24 protein-coding genes are annotated in these 22,965 nt (G+C 69.9%); 12 read left to right on the plus strand and 12 right to left on the minus strand.

Annotated features, from left to right (window positions below; genetic code table 11):
• Positions 1–192 (minus strand): hypothetical protein (locus Q0116_RS12980; protein ID WP_297889117.1); only part of this gene is annotated, 192 nt, incomplete at its 3' end.
• Between the two features lie 369 nt (positions 193–561).
• Between Q0116_RS12980 and Q0116_RS12985 the strand changes: the two genes are divergently transcribed.
• The 3 genes from Q0116_RS12985 to Q0116_RS12995 all read left to right on the plus strand — a co-directional run bounded on the left by Q0116_RS12985 (position 562) and on the right by Q0116_RS12995 (position 2,367).
• Entirely contained in the window at positions 562–1,539 is a 978-nt protein-coding gene (locus Q0116_RS12985; RefSeq protein ID WP_297889120.1) for an aldo/keto reductase, read from the plus strand.
• A 94-nt stretch (positions 1,540–1,633) separates the two neighbouring features.
• Positions 1,634–1,789, plus strand: a complete 156-nt coding sequence (locus tag Q0116_RS12990; RefSeq protein WP_297889123.1) for a hypothetical protein — start codon at positions 1,634–1,636, stop codon at positions 1,787–1,789.
• A gap of 134 nt (positions 1,790–1,923) precedes the next feature.
• Complete coding sequence (locus tag Q0116_RS12995; RefSeq protein WP_297889126.1) at positions 1,924–2,367, plus strand: hypothetical protein; 444 nt, start codon at positions 1,924–1,926, stop codon at positions 2,365–2,367.
• A gap of 124 nt (positions 2,368–2,491) precedes the next feature.
• Here the strand turns inward: Q0116_RS12995 and Q0116_RS13000 are convergent, their stop codons facing one another.
• The gene (locus tag Q0116_RS13000) at positions 2,492–5,647 is read right to left on the minus strand and encodes an adenosylcobalamin-dependent ribonucleoside-diphosphate reductase (RefSeq protein ID WP_297889129.1); all 3,156 of its coding nucleotides are present in this window, start codon (positions 5,645–5,647) and stop codon (positions 2,492–2,494) included.
• Between the two features lie 422 nt (positions 5,648–6,069).
• Here Q0116_RS13000 and Q0116_RS13005 point away from each other — a divergent pair, with 422 nt between their 5' ends.
• Positions 6,070–6,312 carry a hypothetical protein gene (locus tag Q0116_RS13005; RefSeq protein WP_297889132.1) on the plus strand — a complete coding sequence of 81 codons (243 nt, stop codon included), beginning with the start codon at positions 6,070–6,072 and terminating at the stop codon, positions 6,310–6,312.
• Positions 6,313–6,357: 45 nt separating this feature from the next.
• Here the strand turns inward: Q0116_RS13005 and Q0116_RS13010 are convergent, their stop codons facing one another.
• Together Q0116_RS13010 and Q0116_RS13015 are read right to left on the minus strand one after the other, a co-directional pair.
• Positions 6,358–8,625, minus strand: a complete 2,268-nt coding sequence (locus Q0116_RS13010) for a CDC48 family AAA ATPase (protein WP_297889135.1) — start codon at positions 8,623–8,625, stop codon at positions 6,358–6,360.
• Positions 8,622–8,873, minus strand: a complete 252-nt coding sequence (locus Q0116_RS13015) for an Hsp20/alpha crystallin family protein (protein WP_297889137.1) — start codon at positions 8,871–8,873, stop codon at positions 8,622–8,624. The genes Q0116_RS13010 and Q0116_RS13015 overlap by 4 nt, the downstream gene beginning before the upstream one ends.
• A gap of 211 nt (positions 8,874–9,084) precedes the next feature.
• Here Q0116_RS13015 and Q0116_RS13020 point away from each other — a divergent pair, with 211 nt between their 5' ends.
• From Q0116_RS13020 to Q0116_RS13035, 4 genes are all read left to right on the plus strand, one after another.
• A complete protein-coding gene (locus Q0116_RS13020; protein WP_297889138.1) occupies positions 9,085–9,855 on the plus strand; it encodes an alpha/beta fold hydrolase in 771 nt (256 codons plus the stop codon).
• A 65-nt stretch (positions 9,856–9,920) separates the two neighbouring features.
• Positions 9,921–10,604 (plus strand): DUF2391 family protein, encoded by a 684-nt coding sequence (locus Q0116_RS13025; protein WP_297889142.1) that lies wholly within the window; start codon positions 9,921–9,923, stop codon positions 10,602–10,604.
• A 92-nt stretch (positions 10,605–10,696) separates the two neighbouring features.
• Positions 10,697–11,071, plus strand: coding sequence for an Hsp20/alpha crystallin family protein (locus tag Q0116_RS13030; RefSeq protein WP_297889145.1), 375 nt, complete (start codon positions 10,697–10,699; stop codon positions 11,069–11,071).
• Positions 11,072–11,074: 3 nt separating this feature from the next.
• Entirely contained in the window at positions 11,075–12,748 is a 1,674-nt protein-coding gene (locus tag Q0116_RS13035; protein ID WP_297889148.1) for an AarF/ABC1/UbiB kinase family protein, read from the plus strand.
• Between the two features lies 1 nt (position 12,749).
• Here Q0116_RS13035 and Q0116_RS13040 read toward each other — a convergent pair whose 3' ends face one another.
• From Q0116_RS13040 to Q0116_RS13055, 4 genes are all read right to left on the minus strand, one after another.
• Positions 12,750–13,583 (minus strand): FkbM family methyltransferase, encoded by an 834-nt coding sequence (locus tag Q0116_RS13040; protein ID WP_297889151.1) that lies wholly within the window; start codon positions 13,581–13,583, stop codon positions 12,750–12,752.
• Positions 13,576–14,724, minus strand: a complete 1,149-nt coding sequence (locus tag Q0116_RS13045) for a site-2 protease family protein (protein ID WP_297889154.1) — start codon at positions 14,722–14,724, stop codon at positions 13,576–13,578. Before Q0116_RS13045 ends, Q0116_RS13040 begins: the two co-directional genes overlap by 8 nt.
• Positions 14,725–14,918: 194 nt before the next feature.
• Positions 14,919–15,179 carry a hypothetical protein gene (locus Q0116_RS13050; protein ID WP_004597322.1) on the minus strand — a complete coding sequence of 87 codons (261 nt, stop codon included), beginning with the start codon at positions 15,177–15,179 and terminating at the stop codon, positions 14,919–14,921.
• A gap of 345 nt (positions 15,180–15,524) precedes the next feature.
• Positions 15,525–16,382, minus strand: a complete 858-nt coding sequence (locus tag Q0116_RS13055) for a molybdopterin synthase (protein ID WP_297889162.1) — start codon at positions 16,380–16,382, stop codon at positions 15,525–15,527.
• A gap of 130 nt (positions 16,383–16,512) precedes the next feature.
• Between Q0116_RS13055 and pyrH the strand changes: the two genes are divergently transcribed.
• From pyrH to Q0116_RS13075, 4 genes are all read left to right on the plus strand, one after another.
• Complete coding sequence (gene pyrH / locus Q0116_RS13060; RefSeq protein ID WP_297889165.1) at positions 16,513–17,232, plus strand: UMP kinase; 720 nt, start codon at positions 16,513–16,515, stop codon at positions 17,230–17,232.
• Positions 17,229–18,977, plus strand: a complete 1,749-nt coding sequence (lysS, locus tag Q0116_RS13065) for a lysine--tRNA ligase (RefSeq protein WP_297889168.1) — start codon at positions 17,229–17,231, stop codon at positions 18,975–18,977. The genes pyrH and lysS overlap by 4 nt, the downstream gene beginning before the upstream one ends.
• Positions 18,978–19,259, plus strand: coding sequence for a hypothetical protein (locus Q0116_RS13070; RefSeq protein ID WP_297889171.1), 282 nt, complete (start codon positions 18,978–18,980; stop codon positions 19,257–19,259).
• A gap of 89 nt (positions 19,260–19,348) precedes the next feature.
• A complete protein-coding gene (locus Q0116_RS13075; RefSeq protein ID WP_297889173.1) occupies positions 19,349–20,248 on the plus strand; it encodes a sensor histidine kinase KdpD in 900 nt (299 codons plus the stop codon).
• Here the strand turns inward: Q0116_RS13075 and Q0116_RS13080 are convergent.
• The 4 genes from Q0116_RS13080 to Q0116_RS13095 form a co-directional block, all read right to left on the minus strand.
• On the minus strand, positions 20,232–20,366 hold the full coding sequence (locus Q0116_RS13080; RefSeq protein WP_006114415.1) for a hypothetical protein: 135 nt from the start codon (positions 20,364–20,366) through the stop codon (positions 20,232–20,234). The genes Q0116_RS13075 and Q0116_RS13080 overlap by 17 nt on opposite strands.
• Positions 20,367–20,465: 99 nt before the next feature.
• The gene (locus Q0116_RS13085; protein ID WP_297889175.1) at positions 20,466–20,762 is read right to left on the minus strand and encodes a DUF5808 domain-containing protein; all 297 of its coding nucleotides are present in this window, start codon (positions 20,760–20,762) and stop codon (positions 20,466–20,468) included.
• A 94-nt stretch (positions 20,763–20,856) separates the two neighbouring features.
• Positions 20,857–22,578, minus strand: coding sequence for a bifunctional N(6)-L-threonylcarbamoyladenine synthase/serine/threonine protein kinase (locus Q0116_RS13090; RefSeq protein ID WP_297889178.1), 1,722 nt, complete (start codon positions 22,576–22,578; stop codon positions 20,857–20,859).
• A 9-nt stretch (positions 22,579–22,587) separates the two neighbouring features.
• Positions 22,588–22,893, minus strand: coding sequence for a 30S ribosomal protein S24e (locus Q0116_RS13095; protein ID WP_004597313.1), 306 nt, complete (start codon positions 22,891–22,893; stop codon positions 22,588–22,590).
• Positions 22,894–22,965 lie beyond the last annotated feature (72 nt).

The raw sequence follows: 22,965 nt of genomic DNA on the forward strand, positions 1-22,965 counted from the left end.
CCGGGTGAGGAAGGAGATCTCCTCTATCGCGTCGTCGGTCACGGCGCCGTCGCCGCCCTCGGCATCGCTGTCGCCGTCTGCGCTCCCGGTTACGTCGGTCGCGGCCGGGTCGTTCCGCCCGAGCGACCCGGTCTCCTCCGACCGTCCGCCCGCCGTCGCGTCGACTCCGCTGGACTCTCCCTCGTCGCTCATCCAGTCGCCTCGCCTTTCCGTCTCGACGCCGACTCGGCAATCGATTCGGCACTACCCAGACGATCGCACTGAGAATCGGCCCGAACGTCGCCCCCAACCGTCCGCGCTTGGTTTCTTCGACACACCTGTTAGACATCCAATCATATTGCCCCGTGTGGTATAGTTACATGCCGCTTGCTCGAATTCAGGCGGTGATTGAAGCAATTTTATCCGGTTACACCCCCACAACGACCGATCTTCGTCCGCGTCTTTCGCGGCTTCAACGACCGATTGAACCATTGATACGAGACAGAGAGCCGGATCGTCCCGGCCGGTTCGGCGTCCGGACTCGACGGCGGGATTTTTACTGCGGCTCGCCGTGGCCGGCGTATGGAGTACACCACCCTCGGTTCCACCGGTACGACCGTCTCGAAGATCTGTCTCGGCTGTATGAGCTTCGGGGACCCCGACTGGCGCGAGTGGGTCCTCGACGAGGAGGAGGGGACGGAGCTGGTCGAGCGCGCGATCGAGCTCGGGGTGAACTTCTTCGACACCGCCAACATGTACTCGAACGGCGAGAGCGAGCGCGTCCTCGGCGAAGCGCTCGACGGGTACGACCGCGACGAGTTCGTCGTGGCCACGAAGGGGTACTTCCAGATGAACGAGTCGAACCCGAACTCGGGCGGGCTCTCGCGGAAGGCGATCGAACAGGAGCTGTCGAACTCCCTCGATCGGCTCGGCACCGACACGATCGACCTCTACCAGATACACCGCTGGGACGACGACACGCCGATCGAGGAGACGCTCGCCGCCCTCGACGACGCGGTGCGCCGCGGCGACGTGCGCCACGTCGGCGCGTCGTCGATGTGGGCCCACCAGTTCGCGGAGTCGCTCCACGCGAGCGACCGCGAGGGGTACGAGCGGTTCGCCACGATGCAGAACCACTACAACCTCGCGTACCGCGAGGAGGAGCGCGAGATGCTCCCGCTCTGCGAGAAGGCGGGGATCGGCGTGATGCCGTGGAGCCCGCTCGCGCGCGGCTACCTGGCGCGCCCGCACGAAGAAGTCGACGCCACGCTCCGCGGCGAGACGGAAGAGCACCTCTACGCGCACCCCTACCGCGAGGGCGGCGGCCGAGCGGTCAACGAGCGGGTCGAGGAGCTCGCCGCGGAGAAGGGCGTGAAGATGGCCCAGATCGCGCTCGCGTGGCTGTTCCACAAGGAGCCGGTCGACACGCCCATCGTCGGCACGACGAGCGTCGAACACCTCGAGGACGCGGTCGAGGCGCTCGACATCGACCTCTCCACGTCGGACGTCGAGTGGCTCGAAGAACCGTACGAGCCGGTTCGCGTCTCCGGCCACGAGTGACGACGGAGCGCGGACGACCCGCGCTCGACGGCCTAAATCGTGTTTTAGGAATATGTCGATAACCTACTTGTGTGCTAATGAGTGCCAAGAAAGCATGTCTGAGGACGACGACCGATCGCCGGTCCGTTCGCGCACCGAGTACGCTCGCGCTCGGACGCGGTGTCCGAACTGCGGCGACCGCGTGCCCGCGGCCGGCGGGAGTGCCGAGGCGACGGAGTGCCCGAACTGTCACCGGATGGTTCGGACCTGACGCCGACGCGACCCCGTCGGCCGGCCTGGTGGCGACCACGCCCTACGGTCAGCGGCGGTCCGCCGCGGGGTTATAAATACACCGTCGCGGACGCCACGGCAACCCTTTTCGGCCGCGCCGCCGAACGCTCGCGCATGGCAGACGACGACGCCACCGACCCCGAGAACGGCGAGGCCGGCGAACAGGGCGACTCCGCCGACGGCGACGACGGCGAGGAGAAGTCCTTCCGCGAGCGCGTCGAGGAGATCCGCGAGCGACGCGAACAGGAGCGCGAGGAGGGCGACCGCCCCGACCCCGAGGAGATGATGGGCGGCGGCGGCCCGCCGGGGATGGGCGGTGGCGGCGGCGGCAACCCCTTCGCGCAGATGATGTCCGGCATGATGGGCGGTGGCGGCCCCGGCGGCGCGGGCGGTCCGCCCGGCATGGGCGGCGGTCCCGGCGCGCAGGGCGAACCGGGCGGCCGCGGCGACGACGGCGGCAACGAGGAGCTCGTCCGCGAGGTGCGCCAGCTCCGCGACGAGGTCCGGGACGCGACTCGACAGCTCCAGCGGATCGCGCAGGCGCTCGAGGACGACTGACCCCCTCGCGACATCTCTCCGCCTCTCCACCCGGCCAGCGGCACGCTAACCGGAGAGCTAGCAGTGAGCGCGTGTCGCGGAAGCGACGTCCGCAAAAAAACCGCGTCTTCGACCGCTCGTTACCCTAACACTCCGACCAGCCGCACGACTCGCACGTCTTGCAGCCCTCGGAGTAGTAGAGGTTCATCCCGCCGCACTCGGGACACTCGGGCGACTCGCCCGCGGCGATGAGCTCCTGCGTGGAGTCGTCGGCGCCGGCGGCGTCGTCCTCGCCCGTCGGCGCGGCCCCGGTCGGCGCGTCGGTCGCCGCGCCGGCGTCCACCGCGCCGCCGTCGGTCTGGCTCGGGGGACTCGCGCCCGCCGCGGCCTCCTCGACGTCGTCGAGGCTCTGCTGTTGGGGGATCCCCTTGTCGACGTCGTCGTCGAGGTAGCGCCGCAGCGCGGTGCCGATGGCGTCCGGGATCGACTGGATCTGCTCGCCCTTGTCCCAGGCGACCTTCGGGCTCCGGGTGCCCTGGAGCTCGTCGACGATCTCCTCGGGGTCGACGCCGGAGCGCAGCGCCGTCGAGATGACCTTCGCGAGCGCCTCCGTGAAGGAGTTGGTGTAGCCGCCGGAGTGACCGATGTTCGCGAACAGCTCGAACGGCAGCCCCTGCTCGTCCTCGTTGATGGTGACGTACAGCTTGCCGTAGCCCGTCTCGACGCGCTGGGTGACGCCCGACAGCGAGTCGGGGCGCGGGCTGCGCTCGCTGTAGTCGATCCGGGGCTGCTCGGTCGCTTCGAGCAGGTCCGAGACCTCCGCGTCGATCGCCGCGCGGACGTCATCGTTGTCGAGGAACGCCTCGACGCCGCCGAAGACCTCGTTGATCTGCTCGACGATAGTCTCCGCGGCCTCGCTCTCGTCGGCGAACTCCGTGTTCTGTGCGCGCGTCGTGAGCACCTGCTTCGAGCGGGTGCCGTCGCGGTAGTAGGTGACGCCCTTGCCGCCGTTCTCGTAGATGTACTCGAAGACCTCCTTGGCGTCGCCCAGCGTGGAGTCGTTGGGCGCGTTCACCGTCTTCGAGATGGCGGAGTCGACGCCCTTCTGACAGGCGACTTGGACGCCGGCGTGGTCCTTCGCCGAGAGGTCGCCGGTGACGACGAACAGCTCGCCGATGGCGTCCGGCACGGTGTCGAGCCCCTCGACGCCGTCGAACTCGTTCGCGGCCATCTGCTCTTGCGCCTCGCGCTTGACGGCCTCGACGTCGACGTCGTTGGCCTCCAGCGTGCGCAGGAAGTAGTCGTCGAACTCGACGAGCATCTCGTCGCCCTGGACGTCGTCGGAGACGTTCTTGTAGTAGGCGACGTTGTAGATGGGCTCGCAGCCGCCGGTCGTGTTGCCGATCATCGACGTCGTGCCCGTGGGGGCGATCGTCGTCGTGTTGTGGTTGCGGATCGGGAAGCCGTCCGCCCACTCGTCGGCGTCGAGCCCGGTGAAGTGCTCGAACCAGTCGCGGTGCTCGGTCGGGTTCGCGTACTTCGAGTCCGCCCAGTCGTTGAACGTCCCGCGCTCCTCGGCGAGCTCGTGGGAGGCGAGCTTCGACTCGTGGTTGATGTGGGTCATCAGCTGCCGGGCGATCTCGTTGCCCGACTCGGAGCCGTAGCGGACGCCGAGCTGGACGTACAGCTGCGCGAGCCCCATGATCCCGAGCCCGATTTTCCGCATGTCCCGGACCTTCTCCTCGATTTCGTCGACCGGGAAGTCGGACATCGTGACGACGTTCTCGAGGAAGCGGGTCCCGTACGCGATCCGGTCTTCGAACTCGTCGAAGTCGATCGCCTCCTCCAAGAACGCCTCGACCGCGGCCGCCTCGGAGTCGTACTCGTCGGCGTGCTCGTCCGACCAGACGCGCCAGTCGGGCGCGTCGAGGTCCGCGAGCGTCGAGAGGTTGATGTGGCCGAGGTTACAGGCCTCGTACTCCTCTAGCGGCTGCTCGCCGCAGGGGTTCGTCGCGAGGATCTGGTGTTCCGGGTGCTCTTCCACGTCGAAGGAGTGCTCCTTGTTGATCCGTTCGAGGTAGACGACGCCCGGCTCCCCGTTCTCGTGGGCGCCCTGGATCATGTGGTCCCAGATCTCGGCCGCCGGGACGGAGAGCTCCTCGCCGACCTCGACGTGCTCGCCGAGGCCGAACATGTCGTAGAGCTCCTTCGTCTCCGGGGTGGCGACGTGGGGCTCCTCCGTGCGGGGGTTGGTGAAGGTGAACTCCTCGTCGTTCGCCAGCGCCTCCATGAAGTCGTCCGTGACGCCGACGCTGATGTTGAAGTTCGAGAGGTGTCCCTCGACCGCGTTCCGGAGGTGCTCGGGCACCTTGCCGTCCTCGTCGATGAGCTCGCGGGCCTCCTCTAAGGCGTCCGCGAAGGAGTTGTGCGTGAAGTCGTCGGGGTCGTTCAGGCGCAGCGAGTGCGCGAGGGAGACGTCCTTGTTCTTCGCGTGGATGAACTGGATGACGTCGGGGTGCGAGATGCGCATGACGCCCATCTGCGCGCCGCGGCGCGCGCCGCCCTGCGCGATCGTCTCGCACATCTGGTCGAACGTCCGCATGAACGTGATCGGCCCGGAGGCGATGCCGCCGGTGGACCCGACGGAGTCGCCGTACGGGCGGAGCTTCCAGAACGCGTACCCCATGCCGCCGCCGGACTGGAACACCTCGGCCGCCTCCTTGGCGGTCTGGTGGATGTCGGTGATGTCGTCGCCCGGCGAGTCGACGAAGCAGGCGGAGAGCTGCTGGAGCTCGTCGCCCGCGTTCATCAGCGTCGGGGAGTTCGGCATGAACGAGAGCGACTCCATCCCGCTCCGGAACGTCTCGGCGGTCGCCTCGACGTGGTCGCGCACGTCGTCGGGCAGCTCGGGAACGACGGTGTCGTACGCGAACTTGTTGACGTTGTGGGCCGTGAGCGTCGTCTCGGTCTCGTCGTCCGCCGTCGTGCCCGCGCCGAACACTTCCTCGGCGAGCTCGTCGCGCCGCGGGTGGTCGGGCTTCAGCTGGTCGGGCGTGACGGTGACCTCGACGCCCTGCTTCTCGGCCTCGAAGACGGCCTCCGCGAGCGCGACGTTGCGCGCGACGCGGTCGAACAGCTCCTCCTGGTCTTCGACCGGTTCGCCGTCCGCGTTCTTCCGGAGGTAGCGCGCGGGCAGGATGTTGTGGTAGGCGTTGCCCGTGAGGCGCTCCTCCATCGTGTCGCCCGTGGTGCGTTTGATCGGTAGTTCGACTCGGTCCGCGGAGACGCCGTCGCTGCTCATTCGACGGCCACCCCGCTGGCTTGGCGTGGCATGTGGATCATCTGTAGTGTTGGTGTAGTGGCGAGGCGAGCCCTTGTACGTTCGGATGTTCGGACCCGTCCGGCATCTACATGTCCGATTCGGTATGTAACGTCCGCCCGGCGCGTCTAACGCTGAATCCGGTACGTCGGCAAGGAAGGGGCTCTGGACATATAAGCATAGGTAGACCGGAGTGAAACTGAACGCCGAAGGAAAAAATCGCTTGACGAAAGCGGTTTCCCACCGGAACAGAAGGGGGGTGGGCTCTCCGGAGTTCCGGCGTTGAGACTGCGCGCCGCCGCCGCGCCGGCCGTTCGCTGGCGGCTCTCCGGTCGGGCTCACCGCGTCCGTTTCCCCTTACCTATCAGAATCGATACCAGAATTTGCGCTCGTCCCACAAGCTTATGCCCGGCGTCGCCGTGAGGCCGGACATGACCGCATCGTCGCTCGCGCTCGCGGGGCTCGTCGCACCGGCGCAGGCCGCCCTGCTCGGCAGTCAGGTCGGCCAGCTGCTGGTCGCGCTGGTCGCCGTCGCGCTCGTCATCGTCGTCGGTAAGTTCGTGTTGAAGCTCGCGTGGCGGCTCGTCACGATCGGCATCGTCGTCGTCGCCGCGTTCTACCTGCTGTCGACGCTGGGACTCGTCTGAAAAAACCGCCGCGGGCCGGCCGCCGGCTCGGGTCGCGCGCCCGACTTACTGGAACGCCGCGCCCGGCTCGGCCTCGTCGCGGTCGACCTCCGACCGCTGGAACTGCTGTTCTATCTCCTCGTACCGCTCGCGCGTTTCGGGGGTCACGCTCGGGCTCACTTCACTCAGCGCGTCCTCGAAGTGGGCCATCGTCACGCGGACGTTGCCGACGGACTCGCCGACCTCCTCGCGCGTGACGCTACCGATGAACTCCCGGGAGGCGTTCATCGACGCCTCGCGGGCGACGGCCTCGATGTCGGCCCCCACGTACCCCTCGGTCTTGCGGGCGAGCGCGTCGAGGTCGACGTCGTCCGCCAGCGGCTTGTTCCGCGTGTGGACCTCGAAGATCCGGCGGCGCGCCGCCTCGTCGGGGACGGGCACGTGGACGTGCCGGTCCAGACGGCCGGGGCGGAGCAGCGCCGAGTCGATGAGGTCGGGGCGGTTCGTCGTCGCGACGACGACGACGTCCTCCAGCGATTCGAGCCCGTCGAGCTCGGTCAGCAGCTGGGAGACGACGCGCTCGCCGACGCCGGAGTCGCCGGAGTTCTTGCCGCGCTCGGTCGCGATCGAGTCGATCTCGTCGAAGAACACGATCGTCGGCGCGTTCTCGCGGGCCTTACTGAACACCTCGCGGACGCCCTTCTCTGACTCGCCGACGAACTTGTTCAACAGCTCCGGTCCCTTGATCGAGATGAAGTTCGACTCGCTCTCGTTGGCGACGGCCTTCGCGAGCAGGGTCTTCCCCGTGCCCGGCGGGCCGTACATCAGGACGCCCTTCGCGGCCTGCATGTCGAGCTCCTCGAACACCTCGGGGTACTCCAGCGGCCACTGGATCGTCTCGCGGAGCCGCTCTTTCGTGTCGCCGAGGCCGCCCACGTCGTTCCAGTTGACGTCCGGAACCTCCACGAACACCTCGCGGAGCGCGGAGGGCTCGATCCCCTTGATCGCCTCCTTGAAGTCGGACTCGGTCACCTGGATGCTGTTCAGCACGTCGGCGTCGATCTCGTCGGATTCGAGGTCGATCTCCGGCCGGATGCGCCGCAGCGCGTGCATCGCGGACTCCTTCGCCAGCGACTCGAGGTCGGCCCCGACGAAGCCGTGGGTGTTCTCCGCGTACTCGTCCAAGTCGATCCCGTCGGTCAGCGGCATGTTCCGCGTGTGGACCTGGAGGATCTCCTTGCGGCCGTCGCGGTCGGGGACGCCGACCTCGATCTCGCGGTCGAAGCGGCCGCCCCGTCGGAGCGCCTGGTCGATGGCGTCGACGCGGTTCGTCGCCCCGATGACGACGACCTCGCCGCGCTCTTCGAGCCCGTCCATCAGCGAGAGCAGCTGGGCCACGACGCGGCGCTCCACGTCGCCGCCCGCCTCCTCGCGCTTGGGCGCGATGGAGTCGAGCTCGTCCATGAAGATGATCGACGGCGACTCCTCGGACGCCTCCTCGAACACCTCGCGGAGCTGCTCTTCGCTCTCGCCGTAGTACTTCGACATGATCTCCGGGCCGGAGATCGTGTGGAAGTTCGCGTCGATCTCGTTGGCGACCGCCTTCGCGATCAGCGTCTTCCCCGTGCCCGGCGGGCCGTGGAGCAGGACGCCCTTCGGCGGGTCGATGCCGAGGCGCTTGAACAGCTCCGGGTGCCGCATCGGCAGCTCGATCATCTCGCGGACCTGCTCGAGCTCGTCGTCGAGCCCGCCGATGTCCTCGTAGGTGACGTCGGGGCCCTCGCCGGTCCCGCCCGCGGCGTCGCCGCGGTCGGCGATCTCCTCGGCGGAGATCTCGGAGATGCTGATCTCCGTGTCGTCGGTGATGACGACCGTGCCGCCGGGGCTCGTCTCGGCGATCTTCATCGGGACCGCCTGCGACTGGCCGCCCATCAGCCCGAAGCCGAGCGAGGTCCGGATCGTCTGCCCCTCCGTCACGGGCTGGCCGGAGAGCTTGTCGCGGATGAACGGGGCGATCTGCCCCCGCACCCGCAGCTGGCTGGGGAAGGCGATCGTCACCGCGTCCGCCCGCGAGACGTCGACGTCCTCGACGGTGACGCGGTCGTCGATCCCCACGTCGGCCTCCTGGCGCAGGCGGCCGTCGATGCGGATCACGCCGGTCCCGTCGTCCTCGGGGTAGCCGGGCCAGACGCGGGCGATCGCCGCCCCGTCGGCGCTCTCGACGCGGACGATGTCCCCGCCGGAGAGCCCGAGCTCGTCGGCCGCGACGCGGTCGATCGCCGCGAGGCGACGGCCGGCGTCCTTCTGTTTCAGCGGCTTGACCGTGAGCTTCATCGCTCGCCCTCCACGGTGAGCACGCCGTTGTTCACCGTCGCGTCAGCGGCCGTCCCGGGCAGTTCGAACTCCGACTCGACCGGCCCGTCCGGTCCCTCCACGACGACGATCGCCGTCCCGCCGACGGTGTCGACGGTGACCGTCTCGTCGTCGACGCCGAGGTCGGCCGCGACGGTCCACCCGTCGTCGTACTCGTACCGACGCAGCAGCGCGCCGTCGCCGGTCGATCGGGTCTGTATGTGATTCATCCTAACTACGAGTTAGTCGCGAGGATATATAAACATATCGCTCAAAATCGCAGGACGTGAGTGATCCAGATCTGTAACGGTAGTGTAGCGGTTCGGGGCTATCCGCCCCTTATCGACCGCCGCCGAGTCGGCGGATCGGCCGGTCCGAGTGGCCGGTCCGCGCGGCCGCTCCCTCCGGCGTTTATGCCGCTCGACGACGAACGGCCGGGACATGGAACGGGTCACCCACGACGGCCGCGAGACGGCGTACCGCCGCTTCGACCGCGGCGGCGACGGACCGACGGTCTGTTTCGTCCACGGGAGCGGCGGCACGAAGGACGTCTGGAAGTCGCAGGCGCGGCTGGCCGACCGGTTTCCGGGCGTCGCCGTCGACCTCTCCGGGCACGGCGACAGCGACGACGTCGCGACGCCGGCCGGTCACGAGACCCTCGACGCGTACGCGGACGACGTGATCGCCGTCGCGGAGCGGACGGGCGCGACCGTGCTCTGCGGGAATTCCCTCGGCGGCGCGGTCGCGCTGTGGGTCGCCCTGGAGCGCGACTTCGCGCTCGACGGCCTCGTCCTCGCGGGCACGGGCGCGAAGCTCGCCGTCGCCGAGCCCCTCCGCGACGCGCTCGCAGACGACTTCGAGCGGGCCGTGTCGACGCTCCACGAGCCGGACCGCCTCTTCCACGACGCGCCGCCCGAGTACGTCGAGCTCTCCGAGGCGGCCATGCGCGAGTGCGGGCGAGCGGTCACCGAACGCGACTTCCTCACCTGCCACCGGTTCGACGTCCGGGAGCGACTCGACGAGGTCGGCGTCCCGGCGCTCGCGCTCGTCGGCGCGCACGACGAGCTCACGCCGCCCGCGTACCATGAGTACCTCGCGGACGGGATCCCGGCCGGAGAGCTCGCCGAGCTCCCGGACGCCGCGCACCTCGCCATGCTGGAAGCGCCGGCCGCGTTCAACGAGGCGCTCTCGGCGTTCCTCTCCCGACTGTAGACCGCCGACCGCGCCGGGGCCACGTCCGCCGCGAGCTTTAGGTCGCTCGCGCGTCCCGGTGGCACATGGTCGACAGCGACGACGGGGAGGCGCGCCGGGCGGACGGCTCCGGAGAGCCCGCCGCCGCGCCGCCCCCCGGCGACCCGGACATCGACGACCTGCTCGCGAAGCTCGACGCCCTGCGTGACACGGTCGACGAGGGCCACGAGCGCGAGGAGGTGCGACAGACGATCTCGCTCGTCGAGCGGATGCCCGGCACCGGCGCGCTCGCGGAGCGGATCACGAAGTACACCACCCGCGACCTCGCCGAGTCGTTCGTCGGCGCGGTGCTGTTCGCGCTCCCGCTGCTCGTCGAGGGCGGCGTCTTCGAGATCGCGGCCTGGTTCGCGGCGACGACCGTCGCGGGCGTCCCGGTCCTCCTGATCGGCCACGTCGGCTTCGTCTTCCTCGCGACCGCCGGGCTCCTCTACTACGCCGACTTCCGACAGATCGCGATCCGCAACCCGATCTTCGGCCTCATCCCCCGCCGGTACGTGGGCGTCCTCCTCGTCTCGCTAGCGACCGCGTCGGCCATGCTGCTGTTCTGGGGACGGCTCCACGAGGGGGACCCCACCGCGCTCGAACGGGTCGGGCGGATCGCGGTCGTCTGGGCCGCGGCCGCGTTCGGCGCGGGGCTCGGCGACATCCTCCCGGGCGAGTCGAAGGGCGAGGACCTCGGGAAGTTCGACCTCGACATCGGCGACGACTGAGCGACCGCGCCGGCGGCGGCGTCCGCTCCCGGTCCCGCGGTCCGATCGGTCCTTTCCACAGGTTTTTCGCCGCGGCGGTCGTACCCACCGCTATGTCAGCGTTACGCGACGCGCTCCGGGACCTCCCGGACGCGGTATTTGCGGACTTACTCGAGTCGGACGACGGGTACGTGCTCGTCGTCGACCTCCCGGGCGCGACCGCCGAGACCACCGAGGTGCTCGTCGAGGACGGCCGCATCGACATCGAGGGACGCCGCGAGAAGGCCGTCCCCGACGGGTTCGAGTACGTCCGCGAGGACCGCCCGCTGTTCCTCGACGCGGAGCTGCCCCTCCCGAACGACGCCGACGGCGCGGGGGCCGACGCCGAGATCGACCGCGGCGTCCTCGAGATCTCGCTCCCCAAGCGGGAGCGCGACGTCTCCAAGAGCATCCCCGTCGACGACGCGGACGACGAGGGCGACGCCTGACGGGTGGTCACGCTGGTCAACCTTCGCGCCTACTGGCGGTTCGTCGTCGTGCTTCGGCAATTCTCGCCGCTGATCGTCGCCTACTGGCGTGACAGCCGCCGGTACTTCCTGTTCGGCGGGAGCCGCGAGGTCGACACGGAGACCCAGCGCGAGCGCGCCGCCGTCCTGCTCGACATCCTGCTCACGCTCGGGCCGACGTTCATCAAGCTCGGGCAGATCCTCTCGACGCGGCCGGACATCCTCCCGCCCGCGTACATCGAGGTGTTAGAGGGGCTCCAAGACGACGTGCCGCCGGCCCCGTGGGAGGAGTCGAAGGTCGTCCTCGAAGACGAGTTCGGCCCGGTCGACGAGACGTTCGACGACTTCGACCGCGACCCCATAAGCGGCGCGAGCCTCGGGCAGGTGTACACCGCCACTTACGAGGGCGATTCGGTCGCCGTGAAGGTGCGCCGCCCGGGGATCGAGTCGCTCGTGGAGGCCGACCTGCGCACCATCCGCTGGTCGATCCCGCTGGTCAAGCGGTTCACCGGCGCGGGGCGGTCGTTCTCGCTTGAGAACCTCGCCGACGAGTTCGCCAAGACGATCCGCGAGGAGATGGACTACGCCCGCGAGCGCACGATGCTCGAGGAGATCCGCGGCAACTTCGCGGACAACGACCGGATCCGGATCCCGGAGACGTACGAGTCGGTGTCGGGACCGCGAGTGCTCACGATGGAGTACGTGCCGGGGACGAAGATCAGCGACATCGACGCGCTCGACGAGGCGGGCCACGACCGGACGGCGATCGCGGAGATCCTCCAGGAGGTGTACCTCCAGATGATCATCGACGACGGCGTGTTCCACGCCGACCCCCACCCGGGGAACCTCGCGGTCGCGGACGACGGGTCGGTGATCTTCTACGACTTCGGGATGGCGGGGCGCGTGGACCCGTTCGTCCAGGAGAAGATCGTCGAGTTCTACGTCGCGGTCGCGCGACAGGACATCGACGACATCCTCGACACGCTCATCTCGATGGGGACGCTCTCGCCCGAGGCCGACCGCGAGGTGATGGGCAACGTGATGGAGCTCGCCATCGCCGACGTCCGGGGCGAGGACGTCGAGCAGTACCAGGTGAACCAGATCATCGAGCAGGTGGAGTCGTCCATCTACGAGTTCCCGCTCCGGCTCCCGCCGAACCTCGCCCTGGTCCTCCGGGTCGCCACCGTCGTCGAGGGGGTCTGCGTCACGCTCGACCCCGAGTTCGACTTCATCTCGACGGCGACCGACTACCTCCGCGACGAGGGGTACTACGAGCAGACGGCCCGCGACCTCGCCGAGGACGCCGGCCGGCAGGTCCAGCGGACGACGGAGGCGCTGTTCACGGTCCCGCCGAAGGCCGACGAGTTCCTCGACCGCGCCAACCGCGACGACCTGACGGTCAACGTCGTGTTGGAGGACGACACCAAGGTCTTAGAGAAGCTGGCGATGCGGATCGCCTACTCGGTGCTTCTCGCCGTCGGCGTCCTCTCGGCGACGATCCTCTACTCGTTCGCGAACAACTGGCGGCTCGCGCTCGTCGTCCTCGCGCTGGCCGCACCCCTCGCGATCGCGTTGTACCGGTCGTTCCGGAAGAAGCGTGGCCTCCGCGCGACCCCGCAGTTCACCAGACAGGGGATGAAACAGCGGCGCGACGACTGACTCACTCGCCGCCCGGTCTACATATCCACACGTCCTCCGCCTCCTCGACCGCGTAGTCCCGCGCTTCCAGCCACTCGCGCAGGGCGACGGGCTCGGCGGCCGCCGCCTCGGCCCCCGCCGATCGCTCCGCTCCGTGGACCTCCACGACGAGCAGCGGCCGGTGCGCGGCGAGCGTCGCCGCCGCGCCCCGCAACACCGCGGCCTCGTGCCCCTCGACGTCGACCTTGATCGCGTCCGGCGGCGACACGGGGTCGACGTCGCGCGGCCGCTCGGCCGCGCCCGCGGCCGCTCCGTCGACCCCCTCCACGAGGTCGTCGAGCCGCCGGATCGGCACCCGCTCGGTGCCCGCGACGCTCGCGCCCCACCGCGTGGCCAGGTCGCGGTCGAACGCGGAGCACTTCGAGAACGTCGACCGGTAGAAGGTGAGCGTCTCGTTCGCGTCCCCGAGGCCGGCGCGCCTGCGGTCGATCCGGTCACCGAGCCCGTTCCGATCGACGTTGCGCGCCAGCCGGTCCGCGCTCTCGCCGTTCGGTTCGAACGCGACCACGCGGCGGTCGGTGCCGCGGGCCAACGGCACCGCGTGTTCGCCGACGTGCGCGCCCACGTCGACGATCACCGCGTCGGCCGGGAGGCGATCGAGCGCCGCGAGCCCGGCGTCGTTCCCGTGGGGGTTCGTCGGCTCGTAGCTCCAGTACGTCCCCGCGACCGTCCGCTTCGGCGTCGCGACGCCGAACGCGTACGTCAGGTCGGCGAGCCGGTACAGCGCCCGGAAGCCGAGCCGTTCGGCGCGCGAGCGCAACCGCGGGAACGACCGGGTCATCGCGGCGTCACGCACCGATGACCTGGATCGGGACCAGGAGGAAACAGAGCGCGCCCACGGCGAACGTGAGCACGCCGACCGCGACCCGAGCCAGCCCCAGGCCCCCCTCTTCCGTCGGGTCCGCCGGGCCGTTGTACGCGATCACCGTCGCGAACACGCCCCAGAACGCCCACAGGCCGACGGACTCGTTCAGCCCGAGCCCCCGCCAGAAGTAGAGGTAGGCCGCGATGGTGAACAGCGCGCCGGGGACGAGCGCCGCCACCGTCTCCTGACGCGGCCCCAGCATCGCCCGAACCATGTGGCCGCCGTCGAGCTGGCCCACCGGGAGGAGGTTCAGCAGGGTGAAGAACATCCCCACCCACCCGCCGATCACGACGGGGTGCGCGGTGAGTCTCGGGTCGCCGTAGCTCGTCGGCTGCCCGAGGAAACCGGCGATGAGGTCCAACAGCGGCGGGTTGTTGAACCGGATCATGGCTCCCGACGCGTTCGCGAGCTCCGCCGGAACCCGGATCGGGTCGAGCGAGAGACCGATCGCGGTCACGACGACCGTCGCGACGAGCCCCGCGATCGGCCCGGCCGCGCCGATGTCGAAGAGCACCTTCCGAGAGGGCATCCGCCCGCGGATGCGGATGATCGCCCCGAGCGTCCCGAACGGGAAGATGAACGGGATGACGTACGGCAGCGAGACGGGGACGCCGTGGTAGCGGCCGGCGGCGTAGTGGCCGAGCTCGTGGGTCATCAGCACCCCGAGGACGGCGGCGGTGAACGGCCACGCCTGGAGCAGCGTCAGCGGGTTCGACTGGATCTCCGCGAGCGGGACGTAGTACCAGCCGTACGCGCCGACGAACAGCGTCGACAGCACGGTGGCGGCGAACATGGCGAGGTTCACCCACGGGATCCCGTCGCGGCCGCGGTCGAACGGGGTCGCGACGACCACGTGACCGCCGTCGACCATCTCGACGTCGACCTCGTAGCCGGCCTCCCTGAAGTGCGGGGTCAGCTTCCGCAACAGCGTCCGCTCCGGGACGTACGACTCGCCGCGGTATCGCACGCGACCGTCCTCGCGGCGGACCTCGTCGATCCGAAAGAACGTCCGGAGCGGCTCCGGACGCGGCGCGCCGTCGCCGGCCGTCGCCGCGTCCTCGTGTTCTGGCATCGTCACGTCGTAGCTGGTCGGCGATTATAAACCCCGCGTCGGCGGGCGCGGGAGCCGCTATCGACGGACCAGCCGGTCCGTTCGGGGGTGGTCAGGCGTCGCGAAAAGCGCGGACGGGGACCGGGCCGCGGGCGAAGCGCGGTGGTGTGTGGGGGACGGTTCCGCGAGCGGTTCTCGGCGGAGCTTGGGGGCGTTCAGGCGGGCTCGACGCGCCAGGTGGTCGCGCCCGTGTACGACCACTTCTCGACGGTGAGCTCCGTCGCGGAGTCGCGGAGCTTCACCATCAGCGCGCCGATCTCCTTCGGCGAGAGGTCGACGTCCTCGGAGATGAACTTCCCTTTGAAGTACATCTCGCCGTCTTGTGCGCGGTCGAGCAGGTACTGTTTCAGCCGCTCTTCCTTGCTGCGGTCATCGTTCGCGCTCGCGTTCGTGGAGGGGTTCGCAGTCGCGCTCATTGTACACCTCACGCTTGCTCCCGGAGGGTGTTATAAAGGTGAGACCGTTGGGTGACGTTCAGGGCGTTTCACCGAAATTGTCGGGCTAAAACGTGTCTGACGGACTCTTCACGAACGTTTCAGAACCGCGCAGACATTTTATGCTCTGTTCTGTGGACGTTTCTCCGCTCTGTCTGTCGGTGGGAACGACCGCCGGCTGACGCTCGTCCGAGCGCCGTTTAGCAGCAAAATACGCCGCTAAACTTGGTTCGGAACGGCTGCGCGCGCCTCGCGCGACCCCGCTCGAAGTCGCCTCGCGAGCCGTGCGCCGCCGCGATCCGACGGTCGCTCCGGCCGCCGCGCCGCTCAGTCTCGCCGGTGGACCCAGAACGTCTCCGACTCCGTCGCCTCCTTCTTGAATATCGGCACCTCGTCTTTCAGCCGGTCGATCCCGTCTTCGACCGTCCGGAACGCCTCCCGACGGTGGCCGGCGAGCACCACGACGAAGACGATGTCCTCGCCCGCCTCGATCACGCCGGTGCGGTGGTGCATCCGCACGTCGAAGACCCCGTCGCGCGCCTCGAGCTCCCCGGCGATCGCCTCCATCCGCTCTTCGGCGACCCCCTCGTACTTCTCGAACGCGAGGTGCGTCGTCCGGTCGTCGTCCGGAGCGTCGCGGGCGCGCACCCGTCCGGTGAACGTGGCTATCGCGCCCGACCGCTCCGCGTCCGTCGACGCCTCGACGCGGCGCACGAGCGTCTCGCGGGTGATCCACGGCTCCGCCCCGTCGAGCTCGGCGACGAGCGCGTCGAGGGCGACCTCCTCGGGGCCGCCCGCGGTCGCGAGGACCGTTCCCGGTACGCTCTCGGGGTCCGGGTCCGGGCCCAAGAGGATCGCTGGCACGCGCAGCCGCGACGCGCCGACCGCGATCAGGTAGTCGTGGTCCGGCGCGAGCCCGTCGAGGAGGTCGTCGAAGCCGTCGACGCTCCCCCGACCGGTCCAGTTCCCGTCGGCGTCGAACGCGATCGCGGTGTCGGCGTCGTGGCGCCGCGCCGGACCGACGACCCCGCCGTCGGCGGCCGGGTCGTTTCCCCTCGGCTCGTCTCCGGGGACCGGGTCCGAGGCTTCGTCGCGCTCCACGACGGCGACCCGTCCGTCGAGGCCGGCCGCGAGCCGCCGAGCCAGCGCCGACGCCCCGTCGCCGACGATCGATATCGGTCGCATACTCGAGAGCGGGCCGCGACCGGCTTAGGCGTTTCCCGGCCGGGCCGCGGGCCGGATTGGCGTCCCGCTCCCGCCGCGCCGCGTCCGGGCTTGACAATCCTTAAGACCGCGACAGGGATACTCCTCGGCAATGAGAGTCGTCGTTTCTGTCGGCGGGAGCGTGCTCGCGCCGGACCTCGACCCCGAGCGCGTGGCCGCGTACGCCGAGGCGATCGAACGGCTGGCCGCCGCCGGCTGCGAGGTCGGGGTCGTCGTCGGCGGGGGCGGCGTCGCCCGCGAGTACATCGAGACCGCGCGCGAGATCGGGGCCAACGAGGTCGAGCTCGACCGGCTCGGGATCGGCACCACCCGGCTCAACGCCCGGCTACTGATCGCCGCGCTCGGCGAGCGCGCGAGCCTCGCGCCCGCGACCGACACCGAGGCGGCGGCGGCGGCCCTCCGACGCGACGAGGTGTCGGTGATGGGCGGCGTCACGCCGGGACAGACGACCGACGCCGTTGCCGCGGCGTTCGCGGAGTCCGTCGACGCCGACCTCCTCGTGTACGCCACCAGCGCCGACGGCGTGTACGACGCCGACCCCAACGCCGACCCCGACGCGGCCCAGTTCGCGGAGCTGTCGCCGGCCGAGCTCGTCGAGGTCGTCCTCCCGATGAGCCGCGACGCGGGCGCGTCCGCCCCCGTCGACCTCCTCGCGGCGAAGCTGATCGACCGGGCCGGACTGCGGTCGATCGTCCTCGACGGGACCGACCCGAGCGCCGTCGTCGACGCCGTGCTGCGCGGCGACCACACGGGGACGGACGTCGTTCCCCCCGACGCCGACGAACCGAACCGCTGGACGGAGGAACGATGAGCGCGGACGACGCCGCGGACGAGACGGCCGACCCGGACGTCGACGCCCCCAACGCGGCCCCGGACGACTCGCCCCACATCCTCTCGGCGGGGTCCGCCGCCGACGGCGAGGACGCGGCCGATGAGACCACGGAGACCTTCCACGCCTTCTGGGCCGACGTCGTCGCCGACGAGGTCGAGGCCCGCGACCCCGACGAGCCGATCGTGATCAAGGGTGGCGTCTCGCCGTCCGGGGTGGCGCACCTCGGCAACTTCAACGAGATCATGCGCGGCTACTTCGTCGCCGAGGTGCTCCGCGACCGCGGCCGCGAGGTCCGGCAGGTGTTCACCTCCGACGACAAGGACCCGCTGCGGAAGGTCCCGCGCAAGCTGGCGAACGCGGACGGCGAGATCGTCGGGCTCGGCGAGGTCGACGCGGGCGCGCTCGGCCGCAACCTCGGGAAACCGTACACCGCGATCCCGGACCCGTTCGGCGAGGCCGAGTCGTACGCGGCCCACTTCGCGGGCTTACTGAAGGCCGACGCCGACCGCTTGGACGTCCCCGTGGAGATGCTCTCGAACACCGAGCTGTACGCCGACGGCGACTTCGACGACGCGGTCCGGACGGTGCTCGGCGACGTCGAACGCGTCCGCGAGGTGCTCTTCCCGTATCAGGACAAGGTCGACGACGAGTACGTCCCCTTCAACCCGGTCTGTGCGGAGTGCGGCAAGGTCACGGAGACGGTGACCGGTATCGACCCCGAAGCCGAGACCGTCGACTACGTCTGTACCGACATGGACGCCGGCGGCAACACCATCGAGGGCTGCGGCCACGAGGGGACCGCGACGTTCCGCGAGGGGAAGCTCCCGTGGCGGCTGGAGTGGCCCGCCCAGTGGGGCGTCCTCGGCGTCGACTTCGAGCCGTTCGGCAAGGACCACGCGGAGGGGTCGTGGCCCTCCGGCGTCGACGTCGCGCGGAACGTCTTCGGTGAAGAGCCGCCAGTGCCGATGGTGTACGAGTGGTTCACGCTCAACGGCGACGCGTTCTCCTCCTCCGAGGGCAACGTCGTCACGGTCCAGGAGCTGCTGGAGCTGATCGAGCCCGAGGTGCTGCGCTACTTCTTCGCGCTCCACCCGAAGAAGGCTCGCGACCTCGACATCGAACGGCTCGACCAGCTGGTCGACCGCTTCGACCGGTTCGAGCGCGCCTACTTCGGCGAGGTCGACGACCCGGACCTCACCGCCTTCGCCGAGCGCGCCTACCCGTTCGTCGTCGGCCGGCCCGACGACCCGCCGACGGAGCGGCCGATCCGACTCCCGTACACGTTCGCGGCGGTGCTCGGAATGGTCGACGACCCCGACTTCCGCGAGCGCCTCGCCCGCGACGAGGGCCACATTCCGGACGACGCCGACGCCGACGCCGTCGACGCCGCGCTCGCCCGCGTGGAGCAGGCGCGGAACTGGGCCGAGCGGACGGGCAACGAGTACGACTACCGGCTCCAGACCGACCTCCCCGCGGTCGAGTTCGACGAGGACGTCGCGGCCGCGCTCGACGACCTCGCGGCGTTCGTCGCGGCCGGTCACGACGGCGAGGAGATACAGGGTGCCATGTACGAGACGGCCCGCGACCACGACGTCGAGGTGAGCGACTTCTTCGCGGCGGGCTACCGCCTCTTCTTCGACGACACCCAGGGGCCGCGGCTCGGCGAGTTCCTCGGCGAACTGGAGCGGGACTACGTCGTCGACCGGCTCCGGCGGGAGGCGTAGATGCCGGAGGACCGCTCGCTCGACGACTTCGCGGCGGCGGACACGGCGGAACCGGACGCCAGCGAGAGCGACGCGGACGATGATAAGTCGGAGTCGGCCGGCGGGGAGGCACCTCTCGACGACGCGCAGACCGACTCGGTCGACCCGGACGGCGTCGAGCCCGCGGTCGCCACCTCGACCTGGCACGCCGACGGCGCGGCCTGCGACCGATGCGGAACGCGGACCGAGCGCCGCTGGCGCGACGGGGACGCCTTCGTCTGCGCCGACTGTGCCTCGTGGTAACGACGCTCACCCGCCGGTCAAAACTTAAGCCGTCGGCCGTCGACGTGTCGTACACAGAGAAAATTCTCCCAAGAACAAATTAAAAATAAATGAAATATATTTCGGAACTACTCTACGGGCGGTCGGCCGCCGTCGTCACGGCGGTGTACATCTGCCTCGGAGCGCTCTCCGTGGTCGCGGTCGACTTCGCCCTCGCGTCCGCGGGTGGAGTCGCGCCGACGCGTCTCGTCAGCGACTGGCTGATCGTGGTCGGATCCGGGGGGATCCTCTACGGCGCGGTCACGCACCACCGCCGCGAGGCGGAGGCCGCGCGGCGGGACCTCGAGACCACCAACCAGCAGCTCCAGGTGTTGAGTCGCGTGTTTCGTCACAACGTCCGGAACGACCTCAACGTGATCCAGGGGTACACCGACCTGCTGGCCGACCGCGTCGAGGACGATCGGAGCCGGGAGTGCTTAGAGACCGTCCGCGAGACGACCGACGACATCGTCGCCATAAGCGAGAAGCTCCGCGTGATCGAGGACGCGTCGCCCGAGCGGCCGGACGGTCGCGTCGACCTCGTCGACGCGGTCCACGAGGCGGTCGCCGCCGTCGACGCCGGCGGGGCCGCCGTCACGGTCGAGACCCCCGCGGAGGCGTGGATCCGCGCCGACGACTCCGTCGAGTTCCCGATCGGCGAGGTGTTCGAGAACGCGGTCACCCACAACGACGGCGAGACGCGGCGCGTGGAGGCGACGATCCGCGAGAACGGGACCACCACCTGCCTGGAGGTCACCGACAACGGACCGGGGATCCCGCCGGACGAGCGCGCGGTGTTACAGGCCGAAGAGGAGACGCCGCTCTCGCACGCGAGCAGCATCGGGCTGTGGCTCGTCAAGTGGATGTGCGAGACGCAGGGCGGCACCGTCAGGTTCGACGCGACCGACGACGGCACGACGGTCCGGCTCCGGTTCGAGTCCGCGTCGCCGCCCGCTAATCCAGCTCGGTGATCGTCACGGCGTACACCGCGCCGCAGTTCCCGCATTCGACGTGGACCCCCCGGCTCGTCTCGCCGCGGGTGAACTCGGAGATCTCCTCCGAACACGAGCACTCGAACTGGACTTTCATCGTCGTCACTTCTCGCTTCTCGTATTTAAATGAACCCGATGCGGAATCAGCGATGAGAACCGACGGCCGCGCGACCGCGGCGCGCCCCCGGTCGGCGCCTCAGTCGTCGTCGACGATCACTTCGACCGGTCCGTCGTCGGCCTCGTCCTCCTCGCCGCCGGCGGACAGGTCGCCCCCGGCGGACTGCTGCTGCTGGTAGTAGAGCCCGCCGGCCACCGCGAGCACGATCCACGACCGCCAGTTGGCGAGGTTCAGCGTGTAGCCGATGCCGAACGGCTTCTCGACGAGCATCCCCTTGCCGGGCTGCCAGTACGACGAGAGCAGCCGACCGAGGCTCGGCCGCTCGAAGTTGTACGGGATCCCGAGAATCTCTCCCGAAGACGGTTTGTCTGCCATAGGAGTCTATCTGTCGGCCGACACCATAAATCGTGGCGACGCGGCCCGCCGATCGCGTCGGGGTGCGACGGCCCTCGGCAAGCCGGCCGGACCGTCAGCGGTAGCGGCCGCGGTCCGCCACGTCGCGGAGGCGGTCGAGGACGTCCCCGTCGCCGACCGCCGCGTAGCCCGCCTCGAACGCCGCCACCAGCGGCCCGGGGTCCGCCGCGGTCGCCCGGACCGACCCCTCGAACACGTGGAGGTCCATCGCGTGGTCCTCGACGTGCCCCGTGTGGTAGCCGAGGCCGAAGTCGATGAGGTACGTCTCCGGCGGCGCGCCCGCCCTCTCGTCGGCTTCCGCGCCCTCGCCGCCGAGCGCGACCCGCACGTTCCGCGTCGTCGGATCGCCGTGGACGACCCCCGCGCCGTGGAGCCGCGCGAGGTGGCGGCCGACCGCCTCGGTCGACCGCTCGTCGAGGGCGGCCGCGAGGTCGCGGTCCCCGACGTGTTGGAGCGTCAGCGTCGCGGTCGCGAGGTCGACGTCGTACACGAGCGGCGTCGGAACGCCGGCCCGCCGCGCCTCGCTCGTCAGCCGGGCCTCCGCGACGGTCCGGTCGCGCCTGAGCGTCCGGTCGAGCTCGGGGTGTCGGTACGACTTCGGCACCCGCCGCTTGATCACTCGACGGTCGTCCCCGCCTCCGGTGACCTCGACGGTCGCCTCCGCGCCGCGGCGGTCCGCGTCCGTGTCGGTCTCCGGTCGCTCCGGTTCGTCCCGCCGCGCGACGGACTCGCTCGTGCGCCACGTCACCGGCACCTGGTCCGGTCGGAAGTTCGGATCGACTGCCGACTCCGCGACGGCGACGGTGTCCCCGGCGGCGGCCATCTTCGCGCCCAACACGGCGATCATCCCGGCGTTGTCGCGGAGGAACCGCGGCTCCGGCGCGTGGAACGCGGCGCCGCGGGCCCCGCACATCGCGGCCAACATCTCCCTGAGGCGGTCGTTCTGCGCGACGCCGCCGCCCAACACGAGTTCGTCCGCGCCGGTCAGCGACAGCGCGCGCTCGGCGACCTCCGTCAGCATCGCGAACACGTGCTCCTGGAGCGAAAAGCAGATCTCCCCGACCGGGACGCCCTCGTCCGCGGCGTCGTTCGCGGCCGAGCTGATCCCGGAGAAGGAGAAGTCCATCCCCTTGACGACGTAGGGGAGATCGAGGAGATCGGTCTCGGTGGTCCCCCCGGACGACTCCCCCTCGACGTCGGTCTCGCCCGCGGACGCCGCGAACTCCGCCGCCGCCGCCTCCACCTTCGGCCCGCCGGGGTGGCTCCACCCGACGTGCCGCGTGAACTTGTCTATCGCGTTGCCCACCCCGGCGTCCATCGTCTCGCCGAGGACGCGGTACCGCCCGTCGTGGTAGCCGAGCAGGTGCGCGTTCGCGCCGGAGGCGTTCAGACAGACGGGGTTGTCGAAGCCGGAGCGGTGGCGACCGATCTCGAGGTGCGCCACCATGTGGTTGACGCCGACGAGCGGGACGCCGAGCGTGCCGGCGAGCGACCGCGCGGCGGTCCCGACGATCCTGAGACAAGGCCCCAGCCCGGGGCCGCGCGAGAAGGCGACCGCGTCGACCGCGTCCGGCCCGTGTCGCTCCTCGGCCGCGGTCAAGACTCGGTCGACGACCTCCGGGATCGCCTCCGACATGTGTTCGGCGGCCTCGCGCGGGTGAATGCCGCCGCTATCCGGCTCGTAGGGGTCGGATTCGATGAGAACTGAGTCGGTCTCGGCGTCGTACAGCGCGGCGCTCGCGCACCACGCGGTACCCTCGATGCCGAGAACGCGCATCCGGCGGGGTTACGCTTCCTCGGCGTCCGCCTCGTCGCCGCCGATCTTGTTGCGCTCGAGCATGTGGTCCTGCTCGACCTCCAGCGCGTCGGCCGCGGAGTCGTACACCTTCGCGTAGCCGATCGTCTTGCGCATGCCGAACTTCGTGTCGAGCTCGTGGACGACGACCTCCTCGGAGTCCTTGTCGAGCTTGGCCGCGAGCGAGTCGCGGACCGACAGTCGCGAGGGCGTGGCCTCCTCGTGGGTCGTCTCGAAACGGATGTCCGTGCGGTGCAGCATCGGGTTCTCCTCCTCGGAGATGATATCGACGTCCATGGTTCAGTTGGGCGTATATCCCCTCGAAAGCTGTAAAAGGATTTCGAAGCGGGGGTGTCGCCGCCGAACTCC

Origin of the sequence: uncultured Halorubrum sp., from assembly GCF_937146585.1 — an archaeon.
Classification (GTDB): domain Archaea; phylum Halobacteriota; class Halobacteria; order Halobacteriales; family Haloferacaceae; genus Halorubrum; species Halorubrum miltondacostae.